The sequence below is a fragment of the Pantoea sp. SGAir0430 genome (assembly GCF_043549295.1).
Genome location: NZ_CP039427.1, coordinates 3364441 through 3390095, shown reverse-complemented (window position 1 = coordinate 3390095; position 25655 = coordinate 3364441). Strand labels below are relative to the sequence as shown.

General features: G+C 58.7%; 21 protein-coding genes. 8 read left to right on the top strand and 13 right to left on the bottom strand.

The features are described 5' to 3' along the window. Nucleotides 1–64: 64 nt before the first annotated feature. The 3 genes from rsgA to mscM all read left to right on the top strand — a co-directional run bounded on the left by rsgA (nt 65) and on the right by mscM (nt 5457). A complete protein-coding gene (rsgA, locus tag E7738_RS16030) occupies nt 65–1114 on the top strand; it encodes a small ribosomal subunit biogenesis GTPase RsgA (RefSeq protein ID WP_031279822.1) in 1050 nt (349 codons plus the stop codon). A 93-nt stretch (nt 1115–1207) separates the two neighbouring features. Beyond that, nucleotides 1208–2104 carry an archaetidylserine decarboxylase gene (gene asd / locus E7738_RS16025; RefSeq protein WP_021508134.1) on the top strand — a complete coding sequence of 299 codons (897 nt, stop codon included), beginning with the start codon at nt 1208–1210 and terminating at the stop codon, nt 2102–2104. 17 nt (nt 2105–2121) lie between these two features. After that, on the top strand, nt 2122–5457 hold the full coding sequence (gene mscM / locus E7738_RS16020; protein ID WP_394515798.1) for a miniconductance mechanosensitive channel MscM: 3336 nt from the start codon (nt 2122–2124) through the stop codon (nt 5455–5457). Between the two features lie 46 nt (nt 5458–5503). Here the strand turns inward: mscM and mdh are convergent, their stop codons facing one another. Continuing rightward, complete coding sequence (gene mdh, locus E7738_RS16015; RefSeq protein WP_021508136.1) at nt 5504–6439, bottom strand: malate dehydrogenase; 936 nt, start codon at nt 6437–6439, stop codon at nt 5504–5506. Between the two features lie 420 nt (nt 6440–6859). Between mdh and argR the strand changes: the two genes are divergently transcribed. The 4 genes from argR (at nt 6860) to yhcN (E7738_RS15995) (ending at nt 8813) form a co-directional block, all read left to right on the top strand. Next, entirely contained in the window at nt 6860–7330 is a 471-nt protein-coding gene (gene argR / locus E7738_RS16010) for a transcriptional regulator ArgR (protein WP_058771465.1), read from the top strand. A gap of 492 nt (nt 7331–7822) precedes the next feature. Beyond that, nucleotides 7823–8086 (top strand): peroxide/acid stress response protein YhcN, encoded by a 264-nt coding sequence (gene yhcN, locus E7738_RS16005; protein WP_021508138.1) that lies wholly within the window; start codon nt 7823–7825, stop codon nt 8084–8086. A gap of 90 nt (nt 8087–8176) precedes the next feature. After that, a complete protein-coding gene (locus tag E7738_RS16000) occupies nt 8177–8443 on the top strand; it encodes a YdgH/BhsA/McbA-like domain containing protein (RefSeq protein WP_021508139.1) in 267 nt (88 codons plus the stop codon). A gap of 103 nt (nt 8444–8546) precedes the next feature. Beyond that, the gene (gene yhcN, locus E7738_RS15995) at nt 8547–8813 is read left to right on the top strand and encodes a peroxide/acid stress response protein YhcN (protein WP_021508140.1); all 267 of its coding nucleotides are present in this window, start codon (nt 8547–8549) and stop codon (nt 8811–8813) included. Nucleotides 8814–8872: 59 nt separating this feature from the next. Here the strand turns inward: yhcN (E7738_RS15995) and E7738_RS15990 are convergent, their stop codons facing one another. The 5 genes from E7738_RS15990 to aaeX form a co-directional block, all read right to left on the bottom strand. Further along, nucleotides 8873–9142, bottom strand: a complete 270-nt coding sequence (locus tag E7738_RS15990; RefSeq protein ID WP_021508141.1) for a barstar family protein — start codon at nt 9140–9142, stop codon at nt 8873–8875. A 15-nt stretch (nt 9143–9157) separates the two neighbouring features. Further along, entirely contained in the window at nt 9158–10612 is a 1455-nt protein-coding gene (locus E7738_RS15985) for an NAD-dependent succinate-semialdehyde dehydrogenase (RefSeq protein ID WP_394515797.1), read from the bottom strand. A gap of 111 nt (nt 10613–10723) precedes the next feature. Further along, complete coding sequence (aaeB, locus tag E7738_RS15980; RefSeq protein WP_394515796.1) at nt 10724–12676, bottom strand: p-hydroxybenzoic acid efflux pump subunit AaeB; 1953 nt, start codon at nt 12674–12676, stop codon at nt 10724–10726. Nucleotides 12677–12687: 11 nt separating this feature from the next. Further along, the gene (gene aaeA, locus E7738_RS15975) at nt 12688–13617 is read right to left on the bottom strand and encodes a p-hydroxybenzoic acid efflux pump subunit AaeA (RefSeq protein ID WP_125310645.1); all 930 of its coding nucleotides are present in this window, start codon (nt 13615–13617) and stop codon (nt 12688–12690) included. Nucleotides 13618–13625: 8 nt separating this feature from the next. Continuing rightward, entirely contained in the window at nt 13626–13829 is a 204-nt protein-coding gene (gene aaeX, locus E7738_RS15970) for a p-hydroxybenzoic acid efflux pump operon protein AaeX (protein ID WP_021508145.1), read from the bottom strand. Nucleotides 13830–14087: 258 nt separating this feature from the next. On the opposite strand from aaeX, the gene aaeR reads away from it, so the two are divergent. Beyond that, entirely contained in the window at nt 14088–15005 is a 918-nt protein-coding gene (gene aaeR, locus E7738_RS15965; protein ID WP_031279824.1) for an HTH-type transcriptional activator AaeR, read from the top strand. Between the two features lie 150 nt (nt 15006–15155). On the opposite strand, the gene tldD is transcribed toward aaeR, so the two are convergent. The 7 genes from tldD to mreB all read right to left on the bottom strand — a co-directional run bounded on the left by tldD (nt 15156) and on the right by mreB (nt 25424). Beyond that, nucleotides 15156–16601 (bottom strand): metalloprotease TldD, encoded by a 1446-nt coding sequence (tldD, locus tag E7738_RS15960; RefSeq protein WP_215481618.1) that lies wholly within the window; start codon nt 16599–16601, stop codon nt 15156–15158. 64 nt (nt 16602–16665) lie between these two features. Further along, nucleotides 16666–20484 (bottom strand): AsmA2 domain-containing protein YhdP, encoded by a 3819-nt coding sequence (gene yhdP, locus E7738_RS15955; RefSeq protein WP_394515795.1) that lies wholly within the window; start codon nt 20482–20484, stop codon nt 16666–16668. 47 nt (nt 20485–20531) lie between these two features. After that, nucleotides 20532–22001 carry a ribonuclease G gene (gene rng, locus E7738_RS15950; RefSeq protein WP_021508149.1) on the bottom strand — a complete coding sequence of 490 codons (1470 nt, stop codon included), beginning with the start codon at nt 21999–22001 and terminating at the stop codon, nt 20532–20534. After that, a complete protein-coding gene (locus E7738_RS15945) occupies nt 21991–22584 on the bottom strand; it encodes a Maf family protein (RefSeq protein ID WP_394515794.1) in 594 nt (197 codons plus the stop codon). The genes rng and E7738_RS15945 overlap by 11 nt, the downstream gene beginning before the upstream one ends. A gap of 8 nt (nt 22585–22592) precedes the next feature. Then, nucleotides 22593–23081 carry a rod shape-determining protein MreD gene (mreD, locus tag E7738_RS15940; RefSeq protein ID WP_031279826.1) on the bottom strand — a complete coding sequence of 163 codons (489 nt, stop codon included), beginning with the start codon at nt 23079–23081 and terminating at the stop codon, nt 22593–22595. Then, nucleotides 23078–24112 carry a rod shape-determining protein MreC gene (gene mreC, locus E7738_RS15935; protein WP_021508152.1) on the bottom strand — a complete coding sequence of 345 codons (1035 nt, stop codon included), beginning with the start codon at nt 24110–24112 and terminating at the stop codon, nt 23078–23080. Before mreC ends, mreD begins: the two co-directional genes overlap by 4 nt. A gap of 268 nt (nt 24113–24380) precedes the next feature. Continuing rightward, the gene (mreB, locus tag E7738_RS15930) at nt 24381–25424 is read right to left on the bottom strand and encodes a rod shape-determining protein MreB (RefSeq protein WP_003855260.1); all 1044 of its coding nucleotides are present in this window, start codon (nt 25422–25424) and stop codon (nt 24381–24383) included. Between the last annotated feature and the right edge of the window lie 231 nt (nt 25425–25655).

The following is a 25655-nucleotide window of genomic DNA, read 5'->3' as shown; positions in this document are numbered from 1 at the left end:
ATTAAGGTGTATCATAGACGTTTTGCCCAGCGGGGCGAAGCCTGGCGAAAGCGTGAGAGGATGCGTGAGCAAAAATAAATTGTCGAAGGGTCAACAACGTCGCGTCAGCGCCAACCATCAGCGTCGTCTGCAGCAACGGAACGAAAAGCCGGAACCGGACGACAGCCTGTTTGGTGAAGCCTCTGAGGGCGTAGTAATCAGCCGCTTTGGCATGCACGCGGATGTGGAAGACAGCGCCGGCGAGGTGCATCGCTGTAATATTCGCCGCACTATTCGCTCGCTGGTCACCGGTGACCGCGTAGTGTGGCGCGCCGCCGGCGAAAACGGTGGCAAAGGTATTGTTGAAGCCGTGCACCCGCGCCAGACGGTGCTGACGCGCCCGGACTTCTATGACGGCGTGAAACCGATCGCCGCTAACATTGATCAGATCATTATTGTGTCGGCGATCCTGCCAGAGCTGTCGCTGAACATTATCGATCGCTATCTGGTGGCCAGCGAAACGCTCGGCGTGGAACCGCTGCTGGTACTGAATAAAACCGATCTGCTGGATGACGACGCGCGGGCGTTTGTCGATGAGCAGATGGATATCTATCGCCACATTGGCTATCGCGTACTGATGGTGTCGAGCCGCGCCAAAGATGGACTGAAGGATCTGGAAGCGGCGCTCACCGGCCGGGTCAGCATTTTTGCCGGCCAGTCGGGCGTGGGTAAATCCAGCCTGCTGAACAACCTGCTCGGCCTTGACCTGGCAGGCGATGAGATCCTGACTAATGATGTGTCGGACGTGTCCGGCCTCGGCCAGCACACCACCACCGCCTCACGGCTGTATCACTTCCCGCACGGCGGCGATGTCATCGATTCACCTGGCGTGCGCGAGTTCGGTTTGTGGCATCTGGAGCCGGAACAAATTACCCAGGGATTTGTCGAATTCCGTGAATTTCTCGGCGGTTGCAAGTTCCGTGACTGCAAGCACGACAACGACCCTGGCTGCGCCATCCGCGAAGCGGTGGAGAACGGGATCATCGACATTTCACGCTTCGATAACTACCACCGTATTCTGGAGAGCATGGCGCAGGTAAAAACGCGTAAAAACTTTTCCGCCAGCGAAGATTAACGGGTACAACGGCACATTCGCCAACTGACCGGGGCGCTGCTACAATCCGCCCCCTTTTGTGTAAACCAAACGTTATTAAGCCAGGAGGCAACGGTGTTTGATCGTTTTAAACTCGGCCTGAATCACATTCTGCCTAAAAAAGCGCTGACCGAACTCGCCGGTTGGGGCGCCAGCCGCCGCGCTGGCTGGCTGACCAAAGCGGTCATCGACATTTTTGTCTGGTTCTACAAAGTGGATATGGCGGAAGCCAGCAAGCCGCACACCGGCAGCTACCGCACCTTTAATGACTTCTTTGTACGCCCGTTAAAAGAGGGTGCGCGCCCTATCGATCCGGACGCTTCGCTGCTGGCCTTGCCAGCCGATGGCGCCATCAGCCAGCTGGGCCGTATTGCTGGCGATCAGATCTTCCAGGCCAAAGGCCACACCTACTCGCTGCAGGCGCTGCTGGCCGGCAATGACGATCTGGCGGAAAAATTTGTCGACGGTGAGTTCGTTACCACTTACCTTGCGCCGCGCGACTACCACCGCGTGCACATGCCGTGTAACGGCATCCTGCGCGAAATGATCTACGTGCCGGGCGATCTCTACTCGGTTAACCCGCTGACCGCGCGCAACATCCCGAACCTGTTTGCCCGTAACGAACGCGTGATCTGCGTATTTGATACCGATCACGGCCCGATGGTGCAGATCCTCGTGGGCGCCACCATTGTCGGCAGCATCGAAACCGTCTGGGCCGGCACCGTGACGCCGCCGCGCGAAGGGGTGATCAAACGCTGGCGCTACCCATCGGCCGATCATGATGGCGCGGTCGTGCTGCTGAAAGGTCAGGAGATGGGCCGCTTTAAGCTGGGCTCGACGGTGATCAACCTGTTCGCGCCGAACCGCGTTAAGCTGGCTGAAAGCCTTGAAGCCGAAAGCAAAACCCGCCTGGGTCAGCCGCTGGCTATCGCCCTGCCGCAGCCCGGCGACAGCGCTCCGCTCATCGACTAATTCCGGGAAACACCGCCGTGCGCGCCTCTCTTTTTCTGCTGCTGAGCCTGGTGCTCAGCAGCACCGTCTTTGCCGCCACCGTTCCACCCGCCAGCCAGCTGAAACAGGATCTGGAAACGGCGAAATCCGCGAAAAGCTCGCCCAGCCAGGCCGAACAGGTGCAGGCGCTGGAAGCAGCAATTAACTTCCTGTCCGAACGCGACGACTCGCTGGAACGGGCGAAACAGTATCAGCAGGTGATCGATGATTTCCCGCGGCTGGCGCGCGAGCTGCGTCAGCAAATCGCCACGCTGACCGACAGCAGCAAGCCAGTGCGCAGCAACATGAGCAATGCCGAGCTGGATCAGGAGATCCTGCAGGTTAGCAGCCAGCTGCTGGAGGAGAGCCGCCAGGCGCAGCAGGAGCAGGATCGCGCCCGCGAAATCAGCGATTCTCTGTCGCAGCTGCCGCAGCAGCAGACCGATGCGCGGCGCGCCATGACCGAAAGCGAACGGCGCGCACAGGGCGTGGCGGCTGCCGCTACCCCGCTGGCACAGGCGCAGATTTATGCGCGTCAGACCGAGAGCGCTGCCAGTAAAGCGCGGGTTGACGAACTGGAGCTGGCGCAGCTGTCGGCCAATAACCGTCAGGAGCTGTCGCGCATGCGCGCGGAAGTGCATCAGCGCAAAGCGACCCAGCTGGATAACTATCTGCAGGCGCTGCGCAATCAGCTCAACAACCAGCGTCAGCGCGAAGCCGAACTGGCGCTGGAGCGCACCGAACAGCTGGCGGAAAACAGCGGCGATCTGCCGGCCTCCATCAGCGATCAGTTCCGCGTTAACCGCGAGCTCTCCGCCGATCTGAATCAGCAGGCGCAGCGTATGGATCTGGTGGCCTCGCAGCAGCGTCTCGCCACCAATCAGACATTGCAGGTGCGCCAGGCGCTGAGCACGCTGCGCGAGCAGTCACAGTGGCTGGGCGTGTCGAACCTGCTGGGTGAAGCGCTGCGCGCGCAGGTGGCGCGCCTGCCGGAGATGCCGAAATCCCAGCAGATCGACAGTGAAATGGGCCAGCTGCGCGTGCAGCGGCTGCATTATGAAGACCTGCTGGAGCGCCAGCAGGCGCTGCGCAAAGAGAAACAGGCGGACGGCACGCCGTTCACCAGTGAACAGACGCGCATTCTGGATGCCCAGCTGAAAACCCAGCGTGAACTGCTGAACTCACTGATTTCCGGCTGCGACACGCTGATTCTGGAAATTACCAAGCTGAAGGTTTCCAATACGCAGCTGCAGGACGCGCTGAGTGAAGTCAAAGAGGCGACGCACCGCTATCTGTTCTGGACCGCCGACGTCAGCCCGGTTGGCCTGAAATATCCGCTGGACGTGGCCACCGATCTGACGCGCCTGCTGTCGCTGGACACGCTGGGCCAGCTGGGCAAAGCGCTGGCGATGATGTTCACTAACCGCGAAACGGTGCTGCCAATTATTGGCGCCATTCTGCTGGTGGGCTTTAGCATCAGCACGCGTCGTCACTACAACGCCTTTATGGCGCGCGCGGCCAGCCGCGTGGGGAAAGTGACGCAGGACCGCTTCAGCCTGACGCTGCGCACCGTCTTCTGGTCGATTCTGGTCGCGGTGCCGCTGCCGGTGCTGTGGGCCGCGCTCGGGTTTGGCCTGCAGCACGCCTGGCCTTACCCGTTTGCCGTAGCGATTGGCGATGGCATCACTGCCACCCTGCCGCTGCTGTGGGCGTTCATGATCAGCGCGGCGTTTGCTCGTCCTGACGGCCTGTTTGTCGTGCACTTCCGCTGGCCGCAGGCGCGGGTCGCGCGCGCCATGCGTTATTACTCGCTGACGGTCGGCCTGATCGTACCGCTGATTATGCTGCTGATTGCTTTCGCCAATCTCGACGATCCGCAGTTCTCCGCCACGCTGGGGCGCCTGTGCTTTATTCTGATCTGCGGGGCGCTGAGCATTGTCACCGTCAGCCTGAAACGCGCCGGTATCCCGCTCTATTTAGATAAAGAGGGCGACGGCGACAACTTCGTTAACCGGATTCTGTGGAACCTGATGATCGCCATTCCGCTGGTGGCGGCGCTGGCCTCCTGCATTGGCTATCTGGCCACCGCGCAGGCGCTGCTGGCGCGTCTGGAAACCTCGGTCGGCATCTGGTTCTTCCTGCTGGTGATTTACCACATCATTCGCCGCTGGATGCTGATTCAGCGCCGCCGCATCGCCTTTGACCGCGCGCGTCAGCGTCGTGCCGATATGCTGGCCAACCGCGCGCGCAGCGAAGAGGAAAAAGAGCAGCAGTCTGCCGTCAGCACCGATACCGTGGAAGTCGAAGAGCCGATTATCGATCTGGATGCGATCAGCGCGCAGTCGCTGCGGCTGGTCCGCTCGATTCTGACGCTGATTGCGCTGGTGTCGGTGATTGTGCTGTGGTCTGAGATTCACTCCGCGTTCAGCTTCCTCGACAACATTCCGCTGTGGGATGCCAGCACCACGGTGCAGGGCGTCGAGAGCGTACAGCCCATTACGCTGGGTGCCGTGCTGATCGCCATCCTGATCTTTATCATTACCACCCAGCTGGTGCGCAATATGCCGGCGCTGCTGGAGCTGGCGCTGCTGCAACACCTCAGCCTGTCGCCCGGTACCGGTTACGCCATTACCACCCTGACCAAATACGCGCTGATGCTGGTCGGCGGTCTGATTGGCTTTTCGATTATTGGCGTGGAGTGGTCAAAACTGCAGTGGCTGGTAGCGGCGCTGGGTCTGGGACTGGGCTTTGGGATGCAGGAGATCTTTGCCAACTTTATCTCCGGCCTGATCATCCTGTTTGAGAAACCGATCCGTATCGGCGATACCGTGACAATTCGCGATTTGACCGGCAGCATCACCCGCATCAATACGCGCGCCACCACCATTACCGACTGGGACCGCAAAGAGATTATTGTGCCGAACAAGGCCTTTATCACCGAGCAGTTCGTCAACTGGTCGCTGTCGGATTCGGTGACGCGCGTGGTGCTGACCATTCCGGCACCGGCCCACGTTAACAGCGAAGAGGTGACGACCATCCTGAAGCAGGCGGCAGATCGCTGCACCTACGTACTGGATATGCCGGCGCCGGATGTGTTTCTGGTGGACCTGCAGCAGGGCATTCAGCTGTTTGAGCTGCGCGTGCACGCGGCGGAGATGGGCCATCGTATGCCGCTGCGTCATGAGCTGCATCAGCTGATTCTGCGCGGCTTTGAAGAGCATGGCATTGAGATGCCGTTCCCGCCGTTCCAGGTTCGCATGGAAACGCTGGGGCGCAAAACGCCGGCCAGCAACGGTTCGACTGCCAGCCGGACTTTCAAATCTGGTGGCCTGTAAAACAAAACGCCCGGCATGCGCCGGGCGTTTTTTCTTTACGCGCGAGTTACTTCACAAACTCTTCGCCCTGCGCGATATCTTTTTTCAGCGTCTCCAGCATGCCGTTAAGCGCCTGCTGTTCGAAATCACTGAGCGGCCCGAGCGGACGGCGTTCGGCGATACCGTTTTTGCCCAGCAGCAGCGGCTGCGAGAAGAAGCGCGCGTACTCGCCGTCGCCTTCCACATAGGCGCATTCAACGACATTGGCTTCGCCCTGCAGTGCACGAATCAGCGACAGACCAAAGCGCGCAGCCGCCTGGCCCATCGACAGCGTCGCCGAGCCGCCACCGGCTTTGGCTTCCACCACTTCGGTACCGGCATTCTGAATACGTTTCGTCAGGTCGGCGATCTCCTGCTCGCTGAAGCTGACGCCTTTAACCTGCGACAGCAGCGGCAGAATGGTCACGCCTGAATGCCCGCCGACCACCGGCACTTCAATCTCCGTAGGCTGTTTGCCCTTCAGGGCAGCGACAAAGGTGTTGGCGCGAATCACATCCAGCGTTGAGACGCCAAACAGCCGGTTTTTATCGTACACCCCGGCTTTTTTCAGCACTTCGGCGGCAATCGCCACCGTGGTATTTACCGGGTTGGTGATGACGCCAATCAGCGCTTTTGGCGCAGTGGTCGCCACCTGTTCAATCAGGTTACGCACAATGCCGGCGTTGACGTTAAACAGATCGGCGCGGTCCATGCCAGGTTTGCGTGCCACACCGGCCGAGATCAGCACCACATCGGCGCCGTGCAGAGCCGGCGTCGCATCTTCGCCACTGAACCCTTCGACTTTCACGGCGGTAGGAATGTGGCTGAGATCAACCGCGACGCCTGGCGTCACCGGGGCAATGTCATACAGTGAGAGGGCTGAACCTGCGGGTAATTGGGTCTTGAGCAGCAGAGCGAGTGCCTGGCCAATACCACCAGCTGCACCGAGAACGGCAACTTTCATCCTGAACTCCTTATTAAGGTGGGGCAGAGATATGCCGGAAATCCATCAGGTTACGAGTTTAATCAACTTCTCAGGCGATAGCGACACACCTGTCGCGCAATAACATTACGCCGCAATCGGCTCCCGAGACATCTCCACTTCAGAAGTCGCCTGAATGATCCAGTCGCAGCCAGAAGACTATGGACGGCAATGATCATCGTTTTGTTGTTACCACTTCAATAATATAACAACTTTGCAACCTTCGCTTTGCGCGCCAGCGCGCGATTTTGGTGCAGGATAAAACTCTGTTATCATGCCCGCCCCACACGCGCATGCCGTGAATTCACGCATCCGCTTATTGCATAAAAATTCATCTAAATGCATAATAATTTATCTGCGACGGGCCTGTTGCCTGCTGCAACCCTCTTTTATTGGTAGCTTATGCGAAACCCATCTAAACAAGACGATCTGATAAAGGCGTTCAAAGCCTTACTGAAAGAAGAAAAGTTCAGCTCTCAGGGCGAAATTGTCCAGGCGCTGCAGGAAGACGGCTTCGGCAACATCAACCAGTCAAAAGTTTCTCGTATGCTGACCAAGTTTGGCGCGGTGCGCACGCGTAACGCCAAAATGGAGATGGTGTACTGCCTGCCTGCCGAACTGGGCGTGCCCACCACCACCAGCCCGCTGAAGAATCTGGTGCTGGATATCGACTATAACGATGCGCTGGTAGTGATTCATACCAGCCCGGGCGCGGCCCAGCTGATCGCCCGCCTGCTCGACTCCCTCGGCAAAGCCGAAGGCATTCTCGGCACCATCGCCGGTGACGACACTATCTTTATTACGCCAGCGCGTGCCTTTACGGTGAAACAGCTGCATGACGCCGTGCTGGTGTTATTCGAACAGGAACTATAAAACCCTGTCTGTTACCGGCGGTTCACCTGCCGGTAACCTTGCCTGCCCGCCCGCGTTCCTCCCGCTGTTTTACCGCCAACACCTTACAAAATAACCGCTTAGCCATATTCCGCCGGGTTCTCAATGCGCGAAGGTATTGGTACGACCTTTTCGCCTGCTTAACCCTTTGCGCTATTTTACGCTGTTTTACAATTAGTGCTTAGCGGTTATCTCTTGCTTTTAGCGCACAGCCAGCTTGATCAACCACATTGTTTCGCACAAAAAGATAATTTGATGCAGATCATTGTTTTTGCATGGAAATACACCCTCCTGGTTAAGATCCAGGCGGTTTTAATAACTTTGCGTTATAAAAATGTGCCATAAGGATAAAGAATTACAACCAATCATTATTAGCGGGATATTAATTTCATGGGTGATTAGATCTATACTTCTTTTCGTGATGCAAATCACACGAAATCAAAAAGAGAAAAACAGAAGACGAGGAAAAATACCATGAACGTTAAAACTACTATCGCCACCCTGAGTGTTCTATCTGCCCTGTCATTTGGTGCTTTCGCCGCAGATTCTATCAATGCCGAACAGGCAGCGAACCTGCAGCCGGTCGGCACCATCAGCGTCAGCGGCATTGGCGGCTCACCGATGGATATCCATCAGCAGCTGAACGCCAAAGCTGAAGCGCAAGGTGCTAAAGCCTATCGCGTTGTTGAGGCTTATAACGACAACAGCTACCACGCAACCGCGGAACTTTATAAATAAGTTTGCCGGAACAAGATGCAGTGTGAACGGCGACCCATTTGAGAGGCGTTTGCCTCTCAGGTTGCCCACCCCATTTCAGGAGAGTGAATCATGAAAACCAAATTATCTATTGCTGTACTGAGTCTGGCTTCCGTTCTGTCTTTTGGCGCCAGTGCTGCCACCCTGGTAACCAACACCCAGGCTGAAAATCTGCAGCCGCTGAATCAGACCATTAGCGTGAGCGGCGTCGACGGCGACCAGACCAATATCCGTCAGGAACTGTCCCAGAAAGCCGATGCTCAGGGTGCCAGCCATTACCGCATCATTGAGAACAATCAGGACAACACCTTCCACGTGACGGCTGAACTGTACAAATAAACTTTAACTATCGATCCGGCGTTATGCAGTCGCCGGGAGAAGATCGACGACCCGCTTACCCTCTTAGTGCCGCAGGTTGTTGATTCTAATGAGGAGACGAATTATGAAAATCAAAACAACCATCGCAACCGCTACGCTGCTTTCTCTGTTCGCTTTTGGCGCTTCAGCTGCCCAACTGGTAACGGATGAATCCGCGCAGAATCTGCAATCTACCGGCCAGACTATTACCGTTAGCGGAACAGGCGGCTCACCTATGGATTACCGCGCTCAGCTTTCTCAGAAAGCCGATGAGCAGGGTGCCAGCGCGTATAAAGTGATTGAAGCGCGCACCGGTGACAGCTATCACCTGACTGCAGAGCTGTACAAATAATTCCTCGTCAATTCTGACGAACCCTTTGGCCCCGCCTGCCGGGGCCCTTTTTGGTTGTGCTACTGAACATTAAAGCGGAGCTGGCCTTCCAGCTCCTCTTCTGCCTCATCGAATAGCAATATCAGCGCACCATAGCGGCGTTTCTGCCCTTTCCCCAGATTGATGAACGCAATTTCCAGCGGCAGCGGGATCTGCTCGCCGATGATCATTTCCCACAGATCGTCCAGATCGTGAATGGTGCGATCCGCCAGTGCGAAACGTTCGCAAAACTGACGGTAGAAATGAGCCTGATCGACGATTTCATTGAAGTCGAAACGCTCGGTTCTCATGGTGACATCCTCTCGCTACGCCAGACCGCCGAGGTGCAGCGCTTTGACTTCCAGATACTCTTCCATGCCCAGCACCGATCCTTCGCGTCCCAGTCCGGACTCTTTCACGCCGCCAAACGGCGCCAGCTCGGTCGAGACCGCGCACTCGTTGATCCCAATCATGCCGGCTTCCAGCGCCGCCGAAACGCGGAACACGCGCTGCAGATTCTGCGTATAGAAGTAAGCCGCCAGACCGTATTCGGTGTTGTTGGCGCGCGCGATCACCTCAGCTTCATCGTCAAAGCGGAAGCAGGCGGCCACCGGACCGAAGGTCTCTTCCTGCGCCAGCTGCATCTCTTCATGCGCATCGGCAATCACCGTCGGCTGCCAGAAGTTGCCGCCCAGCGGATGGCGCTCGCCGCCCACCAGCAGTTTCCCGCCTTTGCTCAGCGCATCTTTGACATGCTCCGCCACTTTCTCCACCGCAGACGGCTCAATCAGCGGCCCGACCACCACGCCCGGCTCCACGCCGTTGCCCACTTTCAGTTTGCCCACCGCCTCAGCCAGCTGATGCACAAAGCGGTCGTATATTGCGTTGTGGATATAGAAGCGGTTAACGCTGACGCACACCTGGCCGGCGTTGCGGAATTTATTGGCGATAGCCCCCTGCACCGCCGCGTCGATATTGGCATCGTCAAATACGATATAGGGCGCGTTGCCGCCCAGCTCCATCGAGACTTTCTTCATGGTTTCGGCCGCGTTCCGCATCAGCGTTTTCCCCACTGCGGTGGAACCGGTAAAAGAGATTTTACGCACCGCGCGGGAAGCCATAATGGCGTCGCTGATGGCGTGCGTGTCGCCGGCTACCGCGTTCAGCACGCCGTCCGGCACGCCCGCTTTTTGTGCCAGCGCCACCAGCGCAAAGGCGCTGAGCGGGGTGTTATTGGCCGGCTTGATGATGCCGGTGCAGCCGGCCGCCAGCGCCGGGCCGAGTTTGCGCGTCAGCATCGCCATCGGGAAATTCCACGGCGTGATGGCAGCGACGACGCCAATCGGCTCGCGCGTCGCCAGAATGCGTGAACCGGCTTTGGCCGGCGGGATAATTTCGCCGTTGGCGCGCTTCGCCTGCTCGGCAAACCATTGAATAAAGCTGGCGGCGTACTCTACTTCACCCTCGGCTTCCTGCAGCGGTTTGCCCTGCTCGGCGGTCATCAGCTGGCCCAGCCAGCTTTTGTGTTCAATGATCAGCTGGTACCAGCGATAAAGGATTTCGCTGCGCTGTTTGGCGGTTTTGTCGCGCCACGCCGGAAAGGCGCGCTGCGCGGCGGCAATCGCCTGTTCGGTTTCAGCCTTGCCGGCTTTCGCCACCTGCGCCAGTACCTCGCCGGTGGCCGGATTGGTGACATCAAAGGTGCTGCTGGCGGTGTGCCACTGGCCGTCAGAGAAGTAGCCAGTGTTGAACAGTTCGTGTTGTTGCAGGGAAGTGGACATCGTTATTCTCCTGTCAGTAAGCATCCTGTCAGGAAAGTATAGATGGCAATAATCGGGCAATGAGGGTCAGCGTGGCATCAGGCCAGCCGCTGCGCCAGGCAGCGGCCAGTTTCAGATTTGGATGAGGGTGTTCTGGTACTTATCCAGCATCATCGACAGCCGTTTCACCGGTTCCGTCACACTGGCCGGGGCGGCATAGTGCTGCAGCTTCTGCTGATAAACGTCCAGCTCCTGCAGCAGGCGCTCAAAGTAGTAGCGCCGTTTATCATCACTGCTGGCCGCAATAATGCGGTCGGCGGTGGCGCGCAGCTGGCGGTGATACGCCGACAGGTCGGCATTGACCGGCACCTCCGCGTTGCGCAGGCGCTGATGACCAATAATCAGCGTGAGCGCAATCCGGTATTTGTCGATATCGCCCGGGAACAGGTTAAGCAGCAGGAACAGCTGCTGATAAAGCGCCGGTAAATGGTTTTCCCGCCGGCGCGCCTGATTGGTGGTCAGCGCGGCCACCGCAGCATATATAAAGCGATTCAGCAGCTTGCGTCCGGTGCGGGCTTTGGATTTGTCACGAATCAGCAAAATCACCATCATCGCCACAAAGCTGCCAATCCACTGGCCGAGCGCGTTGTCGAGAAACACGTTGAACTCAAACTTCATCGGGTTATCCAGCACCAGCACGTTGATGGTGCCGATCAGCGCGCCCAGCGTACCAATCTGCCGCCGCTGTACAAAGATGCCGCCGATAAAGCCGAGTGCGCCAATCGCGATACACAACAGCAAGGCACTCTGCTGGGTGCCCGGCAATACCCAGATGAAGTAGAGCATGCCCAGCGGCACCGCAAAGGCCATGCCGTAGAAGAAGTCTTTCGCCATCATCAGCGGATTCGGCATACGCATCGCCAGCGCGGTAATCACCGCCAGCATCACCATGCAGCCGCTGCCGGAAGTCCAGCCGGTATACAGCCAGAACAGCGAACCGAGCGCGGTGGCGACAAAGGTGCGCACGCCATTGATCATCGCATGATGCGTCTCCGCTGAACGCGCCTGGATCACCACCTCACGCTGCAGAATGCTCTCCTCCAGCGTGGTGATACGGCTGTTACTTTTGACGCCATTGATCAGCAGCAGATATTCAGTTGCTGCGCCGACCCAGCTGGCCAGGGTAAACGGCACGCTTTTACTGCTGACGCCAATAACGCGGCGCATCAGCTTCATGCGCTTATGTACGTCACTGACGCTGGTTACCTCTTTTTCAATCAGCAGGCGATACTGCGGCGGGATGTAATCCGGGCGCGAATTCTGAATCAGGAAGGTCTCAGCGGCCTGAGTAATCAGCGTCAGCGATAACGTGTTGAGCATTTGCAACCGGCGGCTGGTGTTGCTCCAGCGCGACGACTCCATCAGCAGCTGGCTACGCATGCCGTTGAGCGCGGTCGTGCGGCGCACCAGCGCGCTCCAGGCTTTGTCGACTTCCTCTTTATCCTCGTGCGCCACGCACAGCTGCAGCAGGCGGTAGTGCGCCACCAGCAGCGCATCCACTTCCGCATCAATCACTTTCTTGATCGAGCGCGGAGAAAACAGCATGTCGGCGAGAATGGCGCAAAGGATACCGAGCACAATTTCACTGCAGCGCTCCACGGCGAACTGTGGCGCCAGCGTCAGGCCGCCGCTGGCATCCGCGGTCACCACGATGATCAGCGCAGTGTAGCCGGCGAGGCCCAGCGCGTAGGAGTTTTCGACTTTAATCAGCGATGAGAGCCAGACGCACATGCCGGCCCACAGGCAGCACAGCAGCAGCATCACCACCGGCGCGCGCACCGTCGCAATCATGATGGTGAGTGCCGCGATACAGCCGATAAAGGTGCCGATAATACGCAGAACGCCACGGTAGCGCAGCGCGCCAGAGTAAGGATCGCCGCCCGCGGCAAAGGCGGTGCCGCCAGCCACGATGCCGGCGGTCATCACCGCCCAGCGCGGCGTTTCCAGATTGAAGTGAAAGCCAATCATCAGCGCCGCCACCAGCGCGAAGGTCAGCTTTACCGGGAAACGCAAAAACTCAATCATATCGCCCCCGCTTAACCAAACTCACGCAGGCGGTTGAACAGCTGCGCCATCGGCGACACTTTGGTCTGGCGGTCTTTGTCACCGGTGATCACCACGGTGGCGGTAGTCCCCGCCGGGAAGCGGTTGCCGGGTTGATCGTCAAGGCGAATACGCACCGGTACGCGCTGCGCCAGACGCACCCACTCAAGGTTGGAGTCCACGGTAGCCATGCCTTTGCTGTCGACGCTGCTGCTGCTGTTGGTCACGCCAGCCGCGATGCTGTCAACCGTGCCGCGCAGCACCGTGTTGCTGCCCAGCGGAGTAATTTCCGCGCGGAAGCCGGGACGCACGCCATCCAGCTTGGTCTCTTCCATGTAGGCCAGCACGTAGAACGAGTGCTGCTGCACCAGCGCCACGGCCACCGAGCCGCGCGTGATGAATTCACCCTGATAGACGTTGAGGTTGGTGACCCAGCCGTCGGACGGCGCTTTGATGGTGGTGCGATCGAGGTCGATCACCGCCAGATCGCGCGTCGCCACCGCTTTGGCCAGCTGATGTTCGCTGGTCTGCAGGTCGCTGTTCGACTGCTCAATGGCTTCACGCGACATCGCGCTGGTACCGAGCTGGTTACGGCGCGCCGCTTCACGGCGTTTTTCGCTGACCAGCGCCTGGTAATATTCGACATCCGCCTGCGCCTCATCCAGCGCTTTCTGGTAGCGCGGACGGTCAACGATAAACAGCGTATCGCCTTTTTTCACCAGCTGGTTGTCGTGTACCGGGACGTCAGTGATCAGTCCGGTCACGTCCGGGGAGATCGCCACCACATCGGCGGAGAATTTGGCGTCACGCGTCCACGGCGACTCGGTGTAGAACACCCAGGCGCGGAAGATGATAATAACAGCGATGATAACCAGCAGGAGCGTAATGGCGTAACGCGCGATTTTTCTTATTAGCGCTTTCACTTAAAACCTCAGACGAATAGACGGGATACAAGGTAAAACACACAGCAATACAGCGCTGTGTTAAAAAGTGCCGGGTGCCACACCAGATCGTAAATCCCGCTGGGCGTCAGCACGCGTTTCACCAGCCAGAACAGCGCCAGCGAAACCAGTAGTTCAATGAAGATGGGCGGAAAAGACAGCCCGAATACGACAAATACCGGAAGCACACTCATTTCGGTTCCTTAGTTCGACCTTGCCGGATTGCACCGATACCTGCCCTCATGCCCTCTGGCACGTCGGGTTGATGATAGTGGGATGACGGATAATCTGATGACAACATTCAGGCCGCGTTGAGCTAATCATAGCGTATCATCGGGTAAACACTGCCGTGTTCAGGTGCGGTGAAGAGACCCAGCGTGCGTATAGTAACGCGCTTGACTATACGTTTTCTACATATTGTGAGCTAAATCACTTTTTAGCCAGAGTAAACAATGGAACGACTCAAAGGCATGTCCATTTTCGCCAAAGTGGTTGAATTGGGCTCATTTACCGCCGCCGCACGCCAGCTGCAGCTCAGCGTCTCGTCAATCAGCCAGATTGTTGCCAGACTGGAAGATGAGCTGCAGGTGAAACTGCTTAACCGCAGCACCCGCAGTCTGGGCCTGACCGAAGCCGGTAAGATTTATTATCAGGGTTGCCGCCGCATGCTGGCAGAGGCCTCGCAGGTGCACGAACAGCTGTACGCCTTCAACAACACGCCGATCGGGATTTTACGCATCGGCTGCTCAACCACCATGGCGCAAAATGTCCTCTCCGCCATGACCAGCGAGATGCTGCACGAATACCCGGGACTGAGCGTCAACCTGATGACCGGCATACCGGCGCCGGACCTGATTGCTAACGGGCTGGATGTGGTGATACGCGTCGGTGAGCTGCAGGATTCCAACCTGTTCTCGCGCCGGCTGGGCGCCATGCCGATGGTGGTATGCGCGGCGAAAAGCTACCTGGCCCAGCACGGCACGCCGGAAAAGCCGGCTGAAATCGACAACTTTTCCTGGCTGGAGTACAGCGTGCGCCCGGATAACACCTTCGAGCTGGTGGCGCCGGAAGGCCAGGTAACGCGCCTGACGCCGCAGGGCCGTTTTGTCACCAATGATTCTCAGACGCTGATTCGCTGGCTGAAAGCGGGCTGCGGTATCGCCTATGTGCCGCTGATGTGGGTGATTGATGAGATCAACGCCGGTGAGATCGATATTTTGTTTCCGCAGTATCACTCGGAGCCGCGCCCGGTGTATGCCGTTTATACCGAGAAGGATAAGCTGCCGCTCAAGGTGCAGGTGTGTATCAATTATCTGACCGAGTATTTCAGGCAGGTGGCGAGGCAGTATCAGCAGCACCGCAAAAGTTAGCCAGGGTGGCGCGCGGGTATTGCCGGCCTTGAGGACGCAGACGGGGAAGTGCAGTTCAGTTATACATGCCAGGTCACCACGAAGGGTGACCCTGCAGGGAGAGTGGCGCGGTTTTGACAGGGTGCGCACTGATGCGCACCAGCATGAACCTTAAGCCGTTCCGCCCACGGTAATTTTATCCAGCTTCAGCGTGGGCTGACCTACGCCGACCGGCACGCTCTGGCCCTCTTTACCGCACACGCCGACGCCCTTATCCAGCGCCAGATCGTTACCGACCATGGAAATCTGCTGCATCGCCTCAATGCCGGAGCCGATCAGCGTCGCGCCTTTCACCGGTTTGGTGACTTTGCCGTTCTCGATCAGATAAGCCTCGGAGGTCGAGAACACAAACTTGCCGGAGGTGATATCGACCTGGCCGCCGCCAAAGTTAGGGGCATACAGACCATACTCCACACTCTCAATGATCTCCTGCGGCGTCGATTTGCCCGCCAGCATATAGGTGTTGGTCATGCGCGGCATCGGCAGGTGCGCATAGGATTCACGACGACCGTTACCAGTAGGCGGCACGCCCATCAGACGCGCATTGAGCTTGTCCTGCATATAGCCTTTCAGCACGCCGTTCTCGATCAGCACGTTGTACTGTCCCGGCACGCCTTCATCATCCACCGCCAGCGAACCACGCAGCCCCTGCAGGGTACCGTCGTCAACCACGGTGCAGAGTTCGGACGCCACCAGCTGGCCCATCTTACCGCTGAAGACGGAAGTCTCGCGGCGGTTGAAATCCCCTTCCAGACCGTGGCCCACCGCTTCGTGCAGCAACACGCCTGGCCAGCCCGCACCCAGCACAACCGGCAGCGTACCGGCTGGCGCCGCGACGGCAGACAGGTTAACCAGCGCCATGCGCACCGCTTCGCGCGCCCAGACATCAGCCCGTACATCACCGCTCTCATCGGCGAGGAAAAATTCGTAGCCGGTACGCGCACCGCCGCCGCTGGCGCCGCGCTCGCGTTTACCCAGATCTTCCACCTGAACGCTAATGGACAGGCGCACCAGCGGGCGAATATCCGCCGCCAGCGTACCGTCGGTGGCGGCGACCAGCACCTGCTCGTAGACGCCGCTCAGGCTGGCATTCACTTCCTGCACGCGCGGATCGGCGGCGCGTGCCACTTTATCAACCCGGTGCAGCAGCGCGATTTTGTCTTCGCGCGTCAGGCTGTCCAGCGGATTGACCGGGGCGTACAGCGAACGGTTAAGCACCGCGGAGAGCGCGTGCGCTTTACCGTTGCCCTGCTCGCGCACGATACTGCGCGCCGCTTCGGACGACTGGCGCAGGGCGTTGAGGCTGATTTGATCGGCATAGGCAAAACCGGTTTTCTCGCCGCTTACCGCGCGGACGCCCACGCCCTGATCGATATGATAAGAGCCATCTTTAATGATTTTGTCTTCCAGCACCCAGGATTCATGGAAGCTGGACTGAAAATAGAGATCGGCATAGTCCAGACGACGTTCTGAAAGCTGCCCTAACAGGGAAAAAAGGTCCTGCTGATTAATGCTGTTCGCAGCTAGTAACTGCTCACTTACCAGATTCAGAGTCATCGTTTCTCACTCATTATGTGCTCGGATAGTCATAGCCTGCGGCAATTCCCCGACGGCGTCAAATTCACTTCTTATCGGCTTCGCGCGGTTTGCGCAGCACTTCATTGATTTCCGGCTTATCCAGCGGTCCGCTGATGTGATAGCGCAGCAGCGAAATCTTATTCCACAACGGAGCCAGCACCTTGCTGGCGGCAAAAACCGCCGCGCCGACCACCGGGTTAATCACAAACGCGGTGGCCACGCCAACCGAGGCACCGATCTCCGGTGCCACCACCGCTTCCATGTCGATTTGCCGCTGCACCAGATCTATTTTGCCCTGCATGGCGATATCCGCTTCGAGGCCATCCACCAGCAGGTTATCGGTGCGCATCACGCCGTTTTCAATCCACGCCGTGCCGTTGATCGAATCAAACCAGAAACCTTCATTAAAGGTATCGCTAAAATCGAAGCGCAGCTTACGCAGCAGGGCATCGAAGCTCACCAGCCGCAACAACTGTCCGGCACGACCGGTGTTCACATCCGCAATCTGCCCTTTGCCGAAATGGGTTTTCAGCGTGCCGCTCAGCGTCTTTTCTGAAGGCTGCCACGGTGCGGAGCGCCAGTGCAGGTCATAATCAATTTTGAACGGCGCATCGCGCAGCGGCGTGTTCATGCCAAACCAGTTGGTGGCATCATTGATATTTTTGCCGCTCAGGCTGCCTTTTAGCGAGGTGCGCTGCTCGCCCGCTTTGTTCACCCATTCACCCGCGACATTGAGCTTCGAGCTGCCGGTGTCGACGCTGCCGTTAGTGAGTGCTAACGTCTCTCCCTGCGGCTGGAGCCTGGCCTGGATGTGGCCGAACTTCTGGCCGCGCAGCCAGCACTCAGCGCAGTTGAGCTGCAGCGCTGGCCAGCTGCGGAAATCAATGCCGCTGTCCCCGCTGAACGGCGAGGAGGCCTTGCCCGCTTCACCGTCACTCCATTGCGGATTGTAATAAAGATAGCTCAGGTCGATTTGCCACGGCGCGTGTTGTGCGGTTCGCAGGCTGCCGCGCGCTTCGCGGCTCTCCAGCTGCAGCTGCGTACTGCCGCCCGCGCCCTGGGTCACCGTGGCATTAACATCGTGCCACTGCTGGCCGCCGAGCGTCAGGGCCGGAGTGCGCAACGTCACATCGCCCGGCAGCAGTGCGCCGCCGAGGTCCGTCTCGCCCTGCGCATTGCGTGAACCCGTCGTGCCGGTCATCAGCCCCAGCCAGGCTTCGCCGTCCAGCGCCGGCAGATTAAGCACCATCCCGCGCCGATCCGGTAGCGCCGGCGTGCTTTTGGCATCATTCAGCCAGATACCGCGATCGACGCGCAGCTGCGGCTCCAGCAGCCAGCGGCTGTTAAAGCGATGGTGCTCACGTACGCTACCGCTGAGGTTAAAACTGTGCAAATCGCCGCTGGCATTAATGGCGATGGGCAGTGCCTCACCGGCTTCTTTATCCAGCGGTGGAGGTAAGTGACTGCTCACTGTCTTGCCGTCACCGTTAATATCAACCTTGTAGCGCGCCCCACCCTGATGCGGCAGCGTGATGTCGACATTGCCCTGCCACGCCAGACTGCCGCCCAGCTTACTGCTTATACTGGCGGGCAGCATGGCCAGTTTTGCCGGCTGCCAGTCGCCCAGCAGTTTGACGTTAACGCCAAAATCATCGGGATTTTCCGTGGTGCTGAAACGCACGCCGGTGGGCTGACCGAACCAGTTGGCCTGCAGCTCTTCACTCTCCAGGTTTCCGTTGTTGTAGCGGAAACGTCCGGTCAGGTTTTTCAGCGTGGTGTTAAGCGGCTTAATGTGCAGGCTGTTGTTATTCAGCACCACGTTGCCGCTGGCGTGCACCAGTTCCCCGTCCAGCGGAATATCCAGGTTGAGCGAACCACGCACGTTGCCGCCAATCTGCAGCTGCTCCAGCGCCGCACCCAGCGTGGATTTGAGCGGCGTGCGGGCGAAATAGTCGGCGATATCTTTACCTTCGCCGCTCAAATCACCGTCAATGATCAGCTTCTCTTTCAGGTAATCCGGAATTACCGCACTGACGTTGCGCGCGTCCACCGCGCCCAGTCGGGTTTGCGCCGCCTTCATCCACAGACCGTCGTTGATAAAATCGAGGTCGATATCGAGGTTTTGCAGCGCCGGCCAGCCTGGCTGGAACTGGAAGGTAGCATTACGCACCGGCACGGCCACTTCAAACATGCCGTCGTGGTGCTTAAACGGGAACAGACGGGGATCGCCGGCAAACAGCAGCGTGGCATTCTCCACCTGGCCGCCTTTGACCGCTTCGCTGAGATACTGCGTCAGGTCGTGGCCCATCAGCGGCTCAGGGAAGTAGCGCCAGGCATCACCGGCGTCGGTGACGCGAATCCCGGCAAGAATGTCGAGGCGCGGCGCTTTACCGACATTTTGCTGATAGCGGAAATCGCCGCGCGCCCATAGCGAACGTGCCTGCACGTCCAGCTGCTGGCCATCCAGCGTCAGGCCGTTGCCATCGCGCAGCCAGTTAATCCTGCCGGTGACCTGCTGAATCTGTAACGGCGCCTGGAACATATCGCCGTACGGCACTTCCGCCTGGCCCATCTGCACATCCAGCTGTCCGTGGTTCAGACTGCCGCTGGCGCTGCCGCTCAGATTGCTGATGCCCGGCAAAAGCTGCCAGTGCTGCCACGCCAGATCGCGCCAGCGCGCCTGCAAACGCGTCTGCTCCGGCTGCGCCAGCGGAATATCCAGCGCCAGCGCGTCGATATAGCCGCGCGGCTGCAGCGCCCGCCAGTTGTCCAGCAGCGTAGGCGAGAGCGGCGCAAACAGCGGCACCAGCGGTGCCAGACGCTGCAGATCGAGCCGGGTGGCGCGCACCCGCACTTCCGCTGCACTGTTCGCGCCGATCATCTGTTTATCTTCCGGCTTCCACAGCAGGGCGATATGGCCGGCATCCCAGGCCACGCCGTCAGTCATCAGCCGGGTTTGCGGCACCGTCAGGCTCCAGCCATTCTGGTAGCGCGCCAGATGCGCGGTCAGGCCATCCACCTGCAGCTGATGATCACCCTGCTCGCCGCGCCAGCGTGCGCCGCCTTTGCTCAGCAGCAGATCGCCCGCGTACACCTCGCCGTCGCGCAGGTTGACCCACGCGGCCAGGCTGAAACGCGCGCTTTGCAGGCTGGTATTATCACGCAGCCAGCGGCCAATCCACGGGCGCACGTCCACATCATCGGCCTGCATCCAGATGCGGCCGTCGTTGAGTAAGCCGTTGGTATCGTTAAGATCGAGTCGTACCTGCACCACGCCGTGCTGGCCGGTGAAGCTGGACAGGCTCACTTCGCCTTCGGCGCGATGGCGGTTGTCCTCGTTCAGCCAGGTAAGGCGGGGAATCGCCAGTTCGGCATGCTGGCCGGAAGGCGTGAGAAAACGGATGCTGCTGTCGCGCAGATCGAAATGGTCAAACTGGCGTAAGAACAGATCGTTGATTTGGGCCGGTTTGAAACTGTTTTTTTGCTCGTCGCTGGTGAGCAACGGACGGTTGGTTGCCAGCCGCAGCTGCCAGAAGGTGAGATCGCGAAACTGCCAGCGCCAGTGCAGCAGCGACTGCCACACATTGAGCGCCAGCGTAACGCGGCCAATCTGCAGCTCGCCATCTTTATCCATGTCGATACGCAGATCGCGCACCTGCAGGGTCGGGCCAAAATTCTCCCATTTTCCCTGAATTTCACTGGCATCGATGGTGACGCCGCTGACGCGCGAAAGGGTGTGCAGCACCTCGCCGCGATAGCTGTTGAGATGCGGCATCACAAGGCGCAGCCCGCTGACCAGCAGCGCCACAATGACGATGATTGCGGCGAGCAGCAGTAACAAAATCCCCGGCAACCGCCTCACACACCTCTCCTTGCTTTCCGTTGGGTTACGGCGTTCAACCTCACGACTTACATCATGACAACGTCAAACTGCTCCTGCGTGTAGAGCGGTTCAACCTGTACTTTGACCTGCTTGCCGACAAAAATTTCCACTTCGGCCAGCGCGTGCGACTCATCGCTTTTCAGCGCTTCACCCACTGCGGGTGACACGTACACCAGGAAGCTGTCGGAGTCGTAAGCGTGATGGACGCGGACGATTTCACGCATGATTTCATAGCACACGGTCTCCACCGTCTTCAGCGAACCGCGTCCCTGGCACACCGGGCAATCGGCACACAGCACATGCTCAATGCTTTCGCGCGTGCGTTTGCGCGTCATCTCGACCAGCCCCAGCGCGGAGAAGCCGTTGATGCTGGTTTTGACGCGATCTTTGCTCAGCGCGCTCTCCAGCGAGTGCAGCACGCGCCGGCGATGATCGTCATTATTCATGTCGATAAAGTCGATGATGATAATGCCGCCGAGATTACGCAGCCGCAGCTGGCGCGCAATCGCCTGCGTGGCTTCGATATTAGTATTAAAAATGGTTTCGTCGAGGTTGCGGTGGCCGACAAACGCACCGGTGTTAATGTCCACCGTGGTCATGGCTTCGGTCTGGTCGATAATCAGGTAACCGCCAGATTTCAGTTCCACCTTGCGCTCCAGCGAACGCTGAATCTCGTTCTCCACATCATAGAGATCGAAAATCGGCTGCTTGCCGTTGTACAGCTCCAGCTTGCTGGCCATCTCCGGAATATATTCGCTGGTAAATTCCACCAGCAGATCGCAGGTCAGGCGCGAATCGACACGAATGCGATCCAGCGCTGCGCCGGCGAAATCGCGCAGCACGCGCTGCGCCAGCGCCAGCTCGCCGTACAGCAGGCAGCGCGTCTGGTTGCGCTTCTTACGCTCGCTGACTTTGGTCCACAGGCGCTTTAAAAATGCCGCGTCCTGCGCCAGCTCTTCTGCGCCAATGCCTTCTGCGGCGGTACGAATAATAAAGCCGCCGAGATCGTCACAGTAAGCGGCAACCACCGCTTTCAGCCGCTCACGTTCGGCTTCGCTTTCAATGCGCTGTGAGACGCCCACGTGTGAAGCCCCCGGCATAAAGACCAGGTAGCGCGACGGCAGCGTGATATCGGTGGTGAGACGGGCGCCTTTGGTGCCGAGCGGATCTTTCACCACCTGCACCATTAAATCCTGTCCCTGACGCACCAGCTCGGCGATATCGCGCACGATAAAGTTCTTCTTCTCATCACCCGCCACGCATTCGGTGTGCGGCATGATGTCCGAGGCGTGCAGAAAGGCCGCTTTGTCCATCCCAATATCGACAAATGCCGCCTGCATGCCCGGCAGTACCCGGCTGACGCGCCCTTTGTAGATATTGCCGACAATACCGCGCCGCGCTTCGCGCTCAATATGGATTTCCTGCAGAATGCCGCCGTCAATATAGGCAACACGGGTTTCAGAAGGTGTCACATTTACCAGCAGTTCAGCCGTCATCTTGTCCCCTTAACGCACGCAGCGACTGAAAATGGCTCAGCAGTTCGCTGGTTTCCACCAGCGGCAATCCCACTACGGCGTGATAACTTCCATTGATGCGGCGCACAAAGTTGCCGCCCAGGCCCTGAATACCGTACGCGCCGGCTTTATCCATCGGCTCGCCGCTGGCGATATAGTGCGAAATTTCCTCTGCCGTGATAGTGCGGAATGTCACGTCTGTGGTGACCAGGCAATCCAGCTCGCCCTGCGCATCGGCCAGCGCCACGGCCGTTATGACCTGATGGGTTTGCCCGGCCAGTTTACCCAGCATCTGCGCGGCATGCGCCGCATCACGCGGTTTCTCCAGCACTTCGCCATTCAGCACCACGATGGTGTCAGCGCCCAGCACCGGCAGATCCTGCGGTGCTATCCGCACGCCGGCCCGCGCCTTATCGCTGGCCAGACGCCGCACATAAGACTCCGCCGCTTCGCCCGGCTGACGCTGCTCTTCAACATCGGTAATCAGGCGCTCAAACTGCAGGCCAAGCTGCGTTAACAGCTCGCGCCGACGCGGTGAACCGGAAGCCAGGTAGAGGGTTATCATTGTATTCCTTATTGCACAGCAAACTGACGGCGAATCTTTCTCATCAGTAAGAATAGCCAGGGCCACAGGATACCGTCGACCACGCTACTCCAGAAGATTTCCGGGCGGAAGGAGACGTTGATGACCAGAAATTCTGCCCAGAAAACAATCACATCAACCGCCAGCGACAGCACCATAACCATTAATGCCTGCTGCCACAACGCCAGATTACGGAATAGCTGAAATTTAAAGGCCACCAGATAGGCGATAATGCTGAACGCCAGCGCACGCACGCCCAGCGTTGAGCCGGCGACCAGATCCATAATGGCGCCGAGGAAAAAGCCGGTGCCCACATTGACCCGGTGCGGCAGCGCCAGCACCCAGTAGATCAGGATCAGCAACAGCCACGATGGCCGGAACATGTAAATCTGATCCGGCCACGGCATGATTTGCAGGATAAGCGCAACAAGGAAGGACAGCCAGATCACCCAACGCCCCTGGCTGCGATATCGACTCAAGGCTGGCCTCCGCGCGAGTTCGCCGGATTACCCTGCGAACGGCTGCTGGCGGCGGGCTGCGGCGGCCCCATCTGCTGATTTTGCTGCATCATGGCGGGTGCCGGCGGCCCCATTTCGCCCGCGGGCGGCAGTACCTGCGGCATCATCTGCATCAGGCGTTCGTTGGCCACGCGATGCACTTCGTCCGGTGCCATCGGCATGTCGCCGTTCTTATCCGCACCCCACAGCAGCAGCAGGTAGCGCAGACGCTGCAGACCGGCGGTCGGACGCGCCTGAATCACGGTATAGGCACGCTGCGTATCCACTTTCACTGACGACACCACGCCGACCGGATAGCCTTCCGGGAAGCGTCCGCCCAGGCCTGACGTCACCAGCACATCACCGACGCGAATATCCGTATTGCCCGGCAGATGCTCCAGCTGCAGATCTTCGCTGCAGCCGTTACCGGCGGCGATGACGCGAATATCGTTACGCAGCACCTGAATCGGCAGGGCGTGCGAGGCATCGCAGATCAGCAGCACGCGGCTGGTCATCTGCCCTACCGCCACCACCTGGCCGACCACGCCTTTATCGCTGATCACCGGCTGGCCTTCATATACGCCGTTGACGCTGCCTTTATCGATGATCACCTGATCGGTGTAAGGATCGGTGCCGGTGGAGATCACCTGGGTCACCATTTTGTGCTCATCCTGACGCAGCGGCGAGCCGAGCAGCTCGCGCAGACGCGCGTTTTCCTGCTTGTATTGCCCCAGCATCAGCAGGTCACTGTTTTTCAGGAAGAGCTCACGGCGCAGCGCTTTGTTTTCCAGCTCCAGCTGCTGGCGCGAGGCCAGCGTTTCGGAAACGCCGTCAAGAAGCTGTCGTGGCCCGTTGGCCAGGAAGTAAAATGGACTGACCGACGTGTCCAGGTAGTTGCGGATCTGGGAGAACGTGCTGATCCGGCTATCGGCGACAATAATCGCGATAGCCACAATCACGGCCAGAAACAGGCGCAACTGCAGGGAAGGTCCCCTGCTAAAAATCGGCTTCATAAATTCTGCGAATTCCTCGACATCAGGGAAGAAGCGTGAGTGTCAGCACTCACGCCTCCAGGGCTGGACGCTATACGCCGTCGTGCGCAGCGTCGCCAGTTACCCCGCATCCTGCAAACCGCAGTGACGATGTTGTGCCGCTGCTGCCCGGTGCCTGCTGCTGAGGCTGCCGTGCGGCATGCGATGGCCATCGTCCTGCCGTTGTGCTGATTTTGGGTATCGTCGCTATTCCCTGCGCAATTTGACCACGGTCTCAGCCGGAGAGGAATTACTCCTCGCTGAACAAATCGCCGCCATGCATGTCGATCATTTCCAGTGCTTTACCGCCGCCGCGCGCTACGCAGGTCAGCGGATCTTCTGCGACCACCACCGGAATACCGGTCTCTTCCATCAGCAGACGATCCAGGTTACGCAGCAGCGCGCCGCCACCGGTCAGCACCATACCGCGCTCGGAGATGTCAGACGCCAGCTCCGGCGGGCACTGCTCCAGCGCGACCATCACGGCACTGACGATACCGGTCAGTGGCTCCTGCAGCGCTTCAAGGATTTCATTGGAGTTCAGCGTAAAGCCACGCGGCACGCCCTCAGCCAGGTTACGGCCGCGCACTTCGATCTCGCGCACTTCGTCACCCGGATAAGCAGAACCGATCTCATGCTTGATACGCTCAGCGGTGGCTTCACCAATCAGCGAGCCGTAATTACGGCGCACGTAATTAATGATAGCTTCATCGAAGCGATCGCCACCAATACGCACAGAAGAAGAGTAAACCACGCCGTTCAGGGAGATAACCGCGACTTCGGTCGTACCGCCACCGATATCCACCACCATCGAGCCGGTCGCTTCTGACACTGGCAGACCCGCGCCGATTGCCGCGGCCATGGGTTCTTCAATCAGGAACACTTCACGGGCACCGGCGCCCTGCGCCGATTCGCGGATGGCACGACGCTCAACCTGGGTCGCACCAACCGGCACGCACACCAGCACGCGTGGGCTGGGGCGCATAAAGCTGTTGCTGTGCACTTGCTTGATGAAGTGCTGGAGCATTTTTTCAGTCACGAAGAAGTCGGCGATAACGCCATCTTTCATCGGACGGATAGCTGCGATGTTACCCGGCGTACGGCCAAGCATCTGCTTTGCATCATGACCAACAGCCGCTACGCTCTTTGGGGAGCCGGCGCGATCCTGACGAATGGCAACCACAGAAGGCTCGTTCAGCACGATGCCTTGTCCTTTTACGTAAATCAGGGTATTCGCGGTACCCAGGTCAATGGACAAGTCATTGGAAAACATGCCACGAAATTTTTTAAACATACTAAGGGATAATCCTGCAAGCTGGGGGCGGAAAATAAAATCCGCCTACTTTACCAACCACGCGAAGCCGCTACAAGGCGCAAAAACGTTCTGCTTCGGTGAAAAACCAGGCTGAATAATTTTTCGCGGCGGTGCTGCCGTCCGACACCGGCGTTAAACGGCGCTAAGCTGCCGCTCTAAACGCAAATTCACCCGCCGGTCGCGGGTGAATTCCGACATAAAATCTAACAT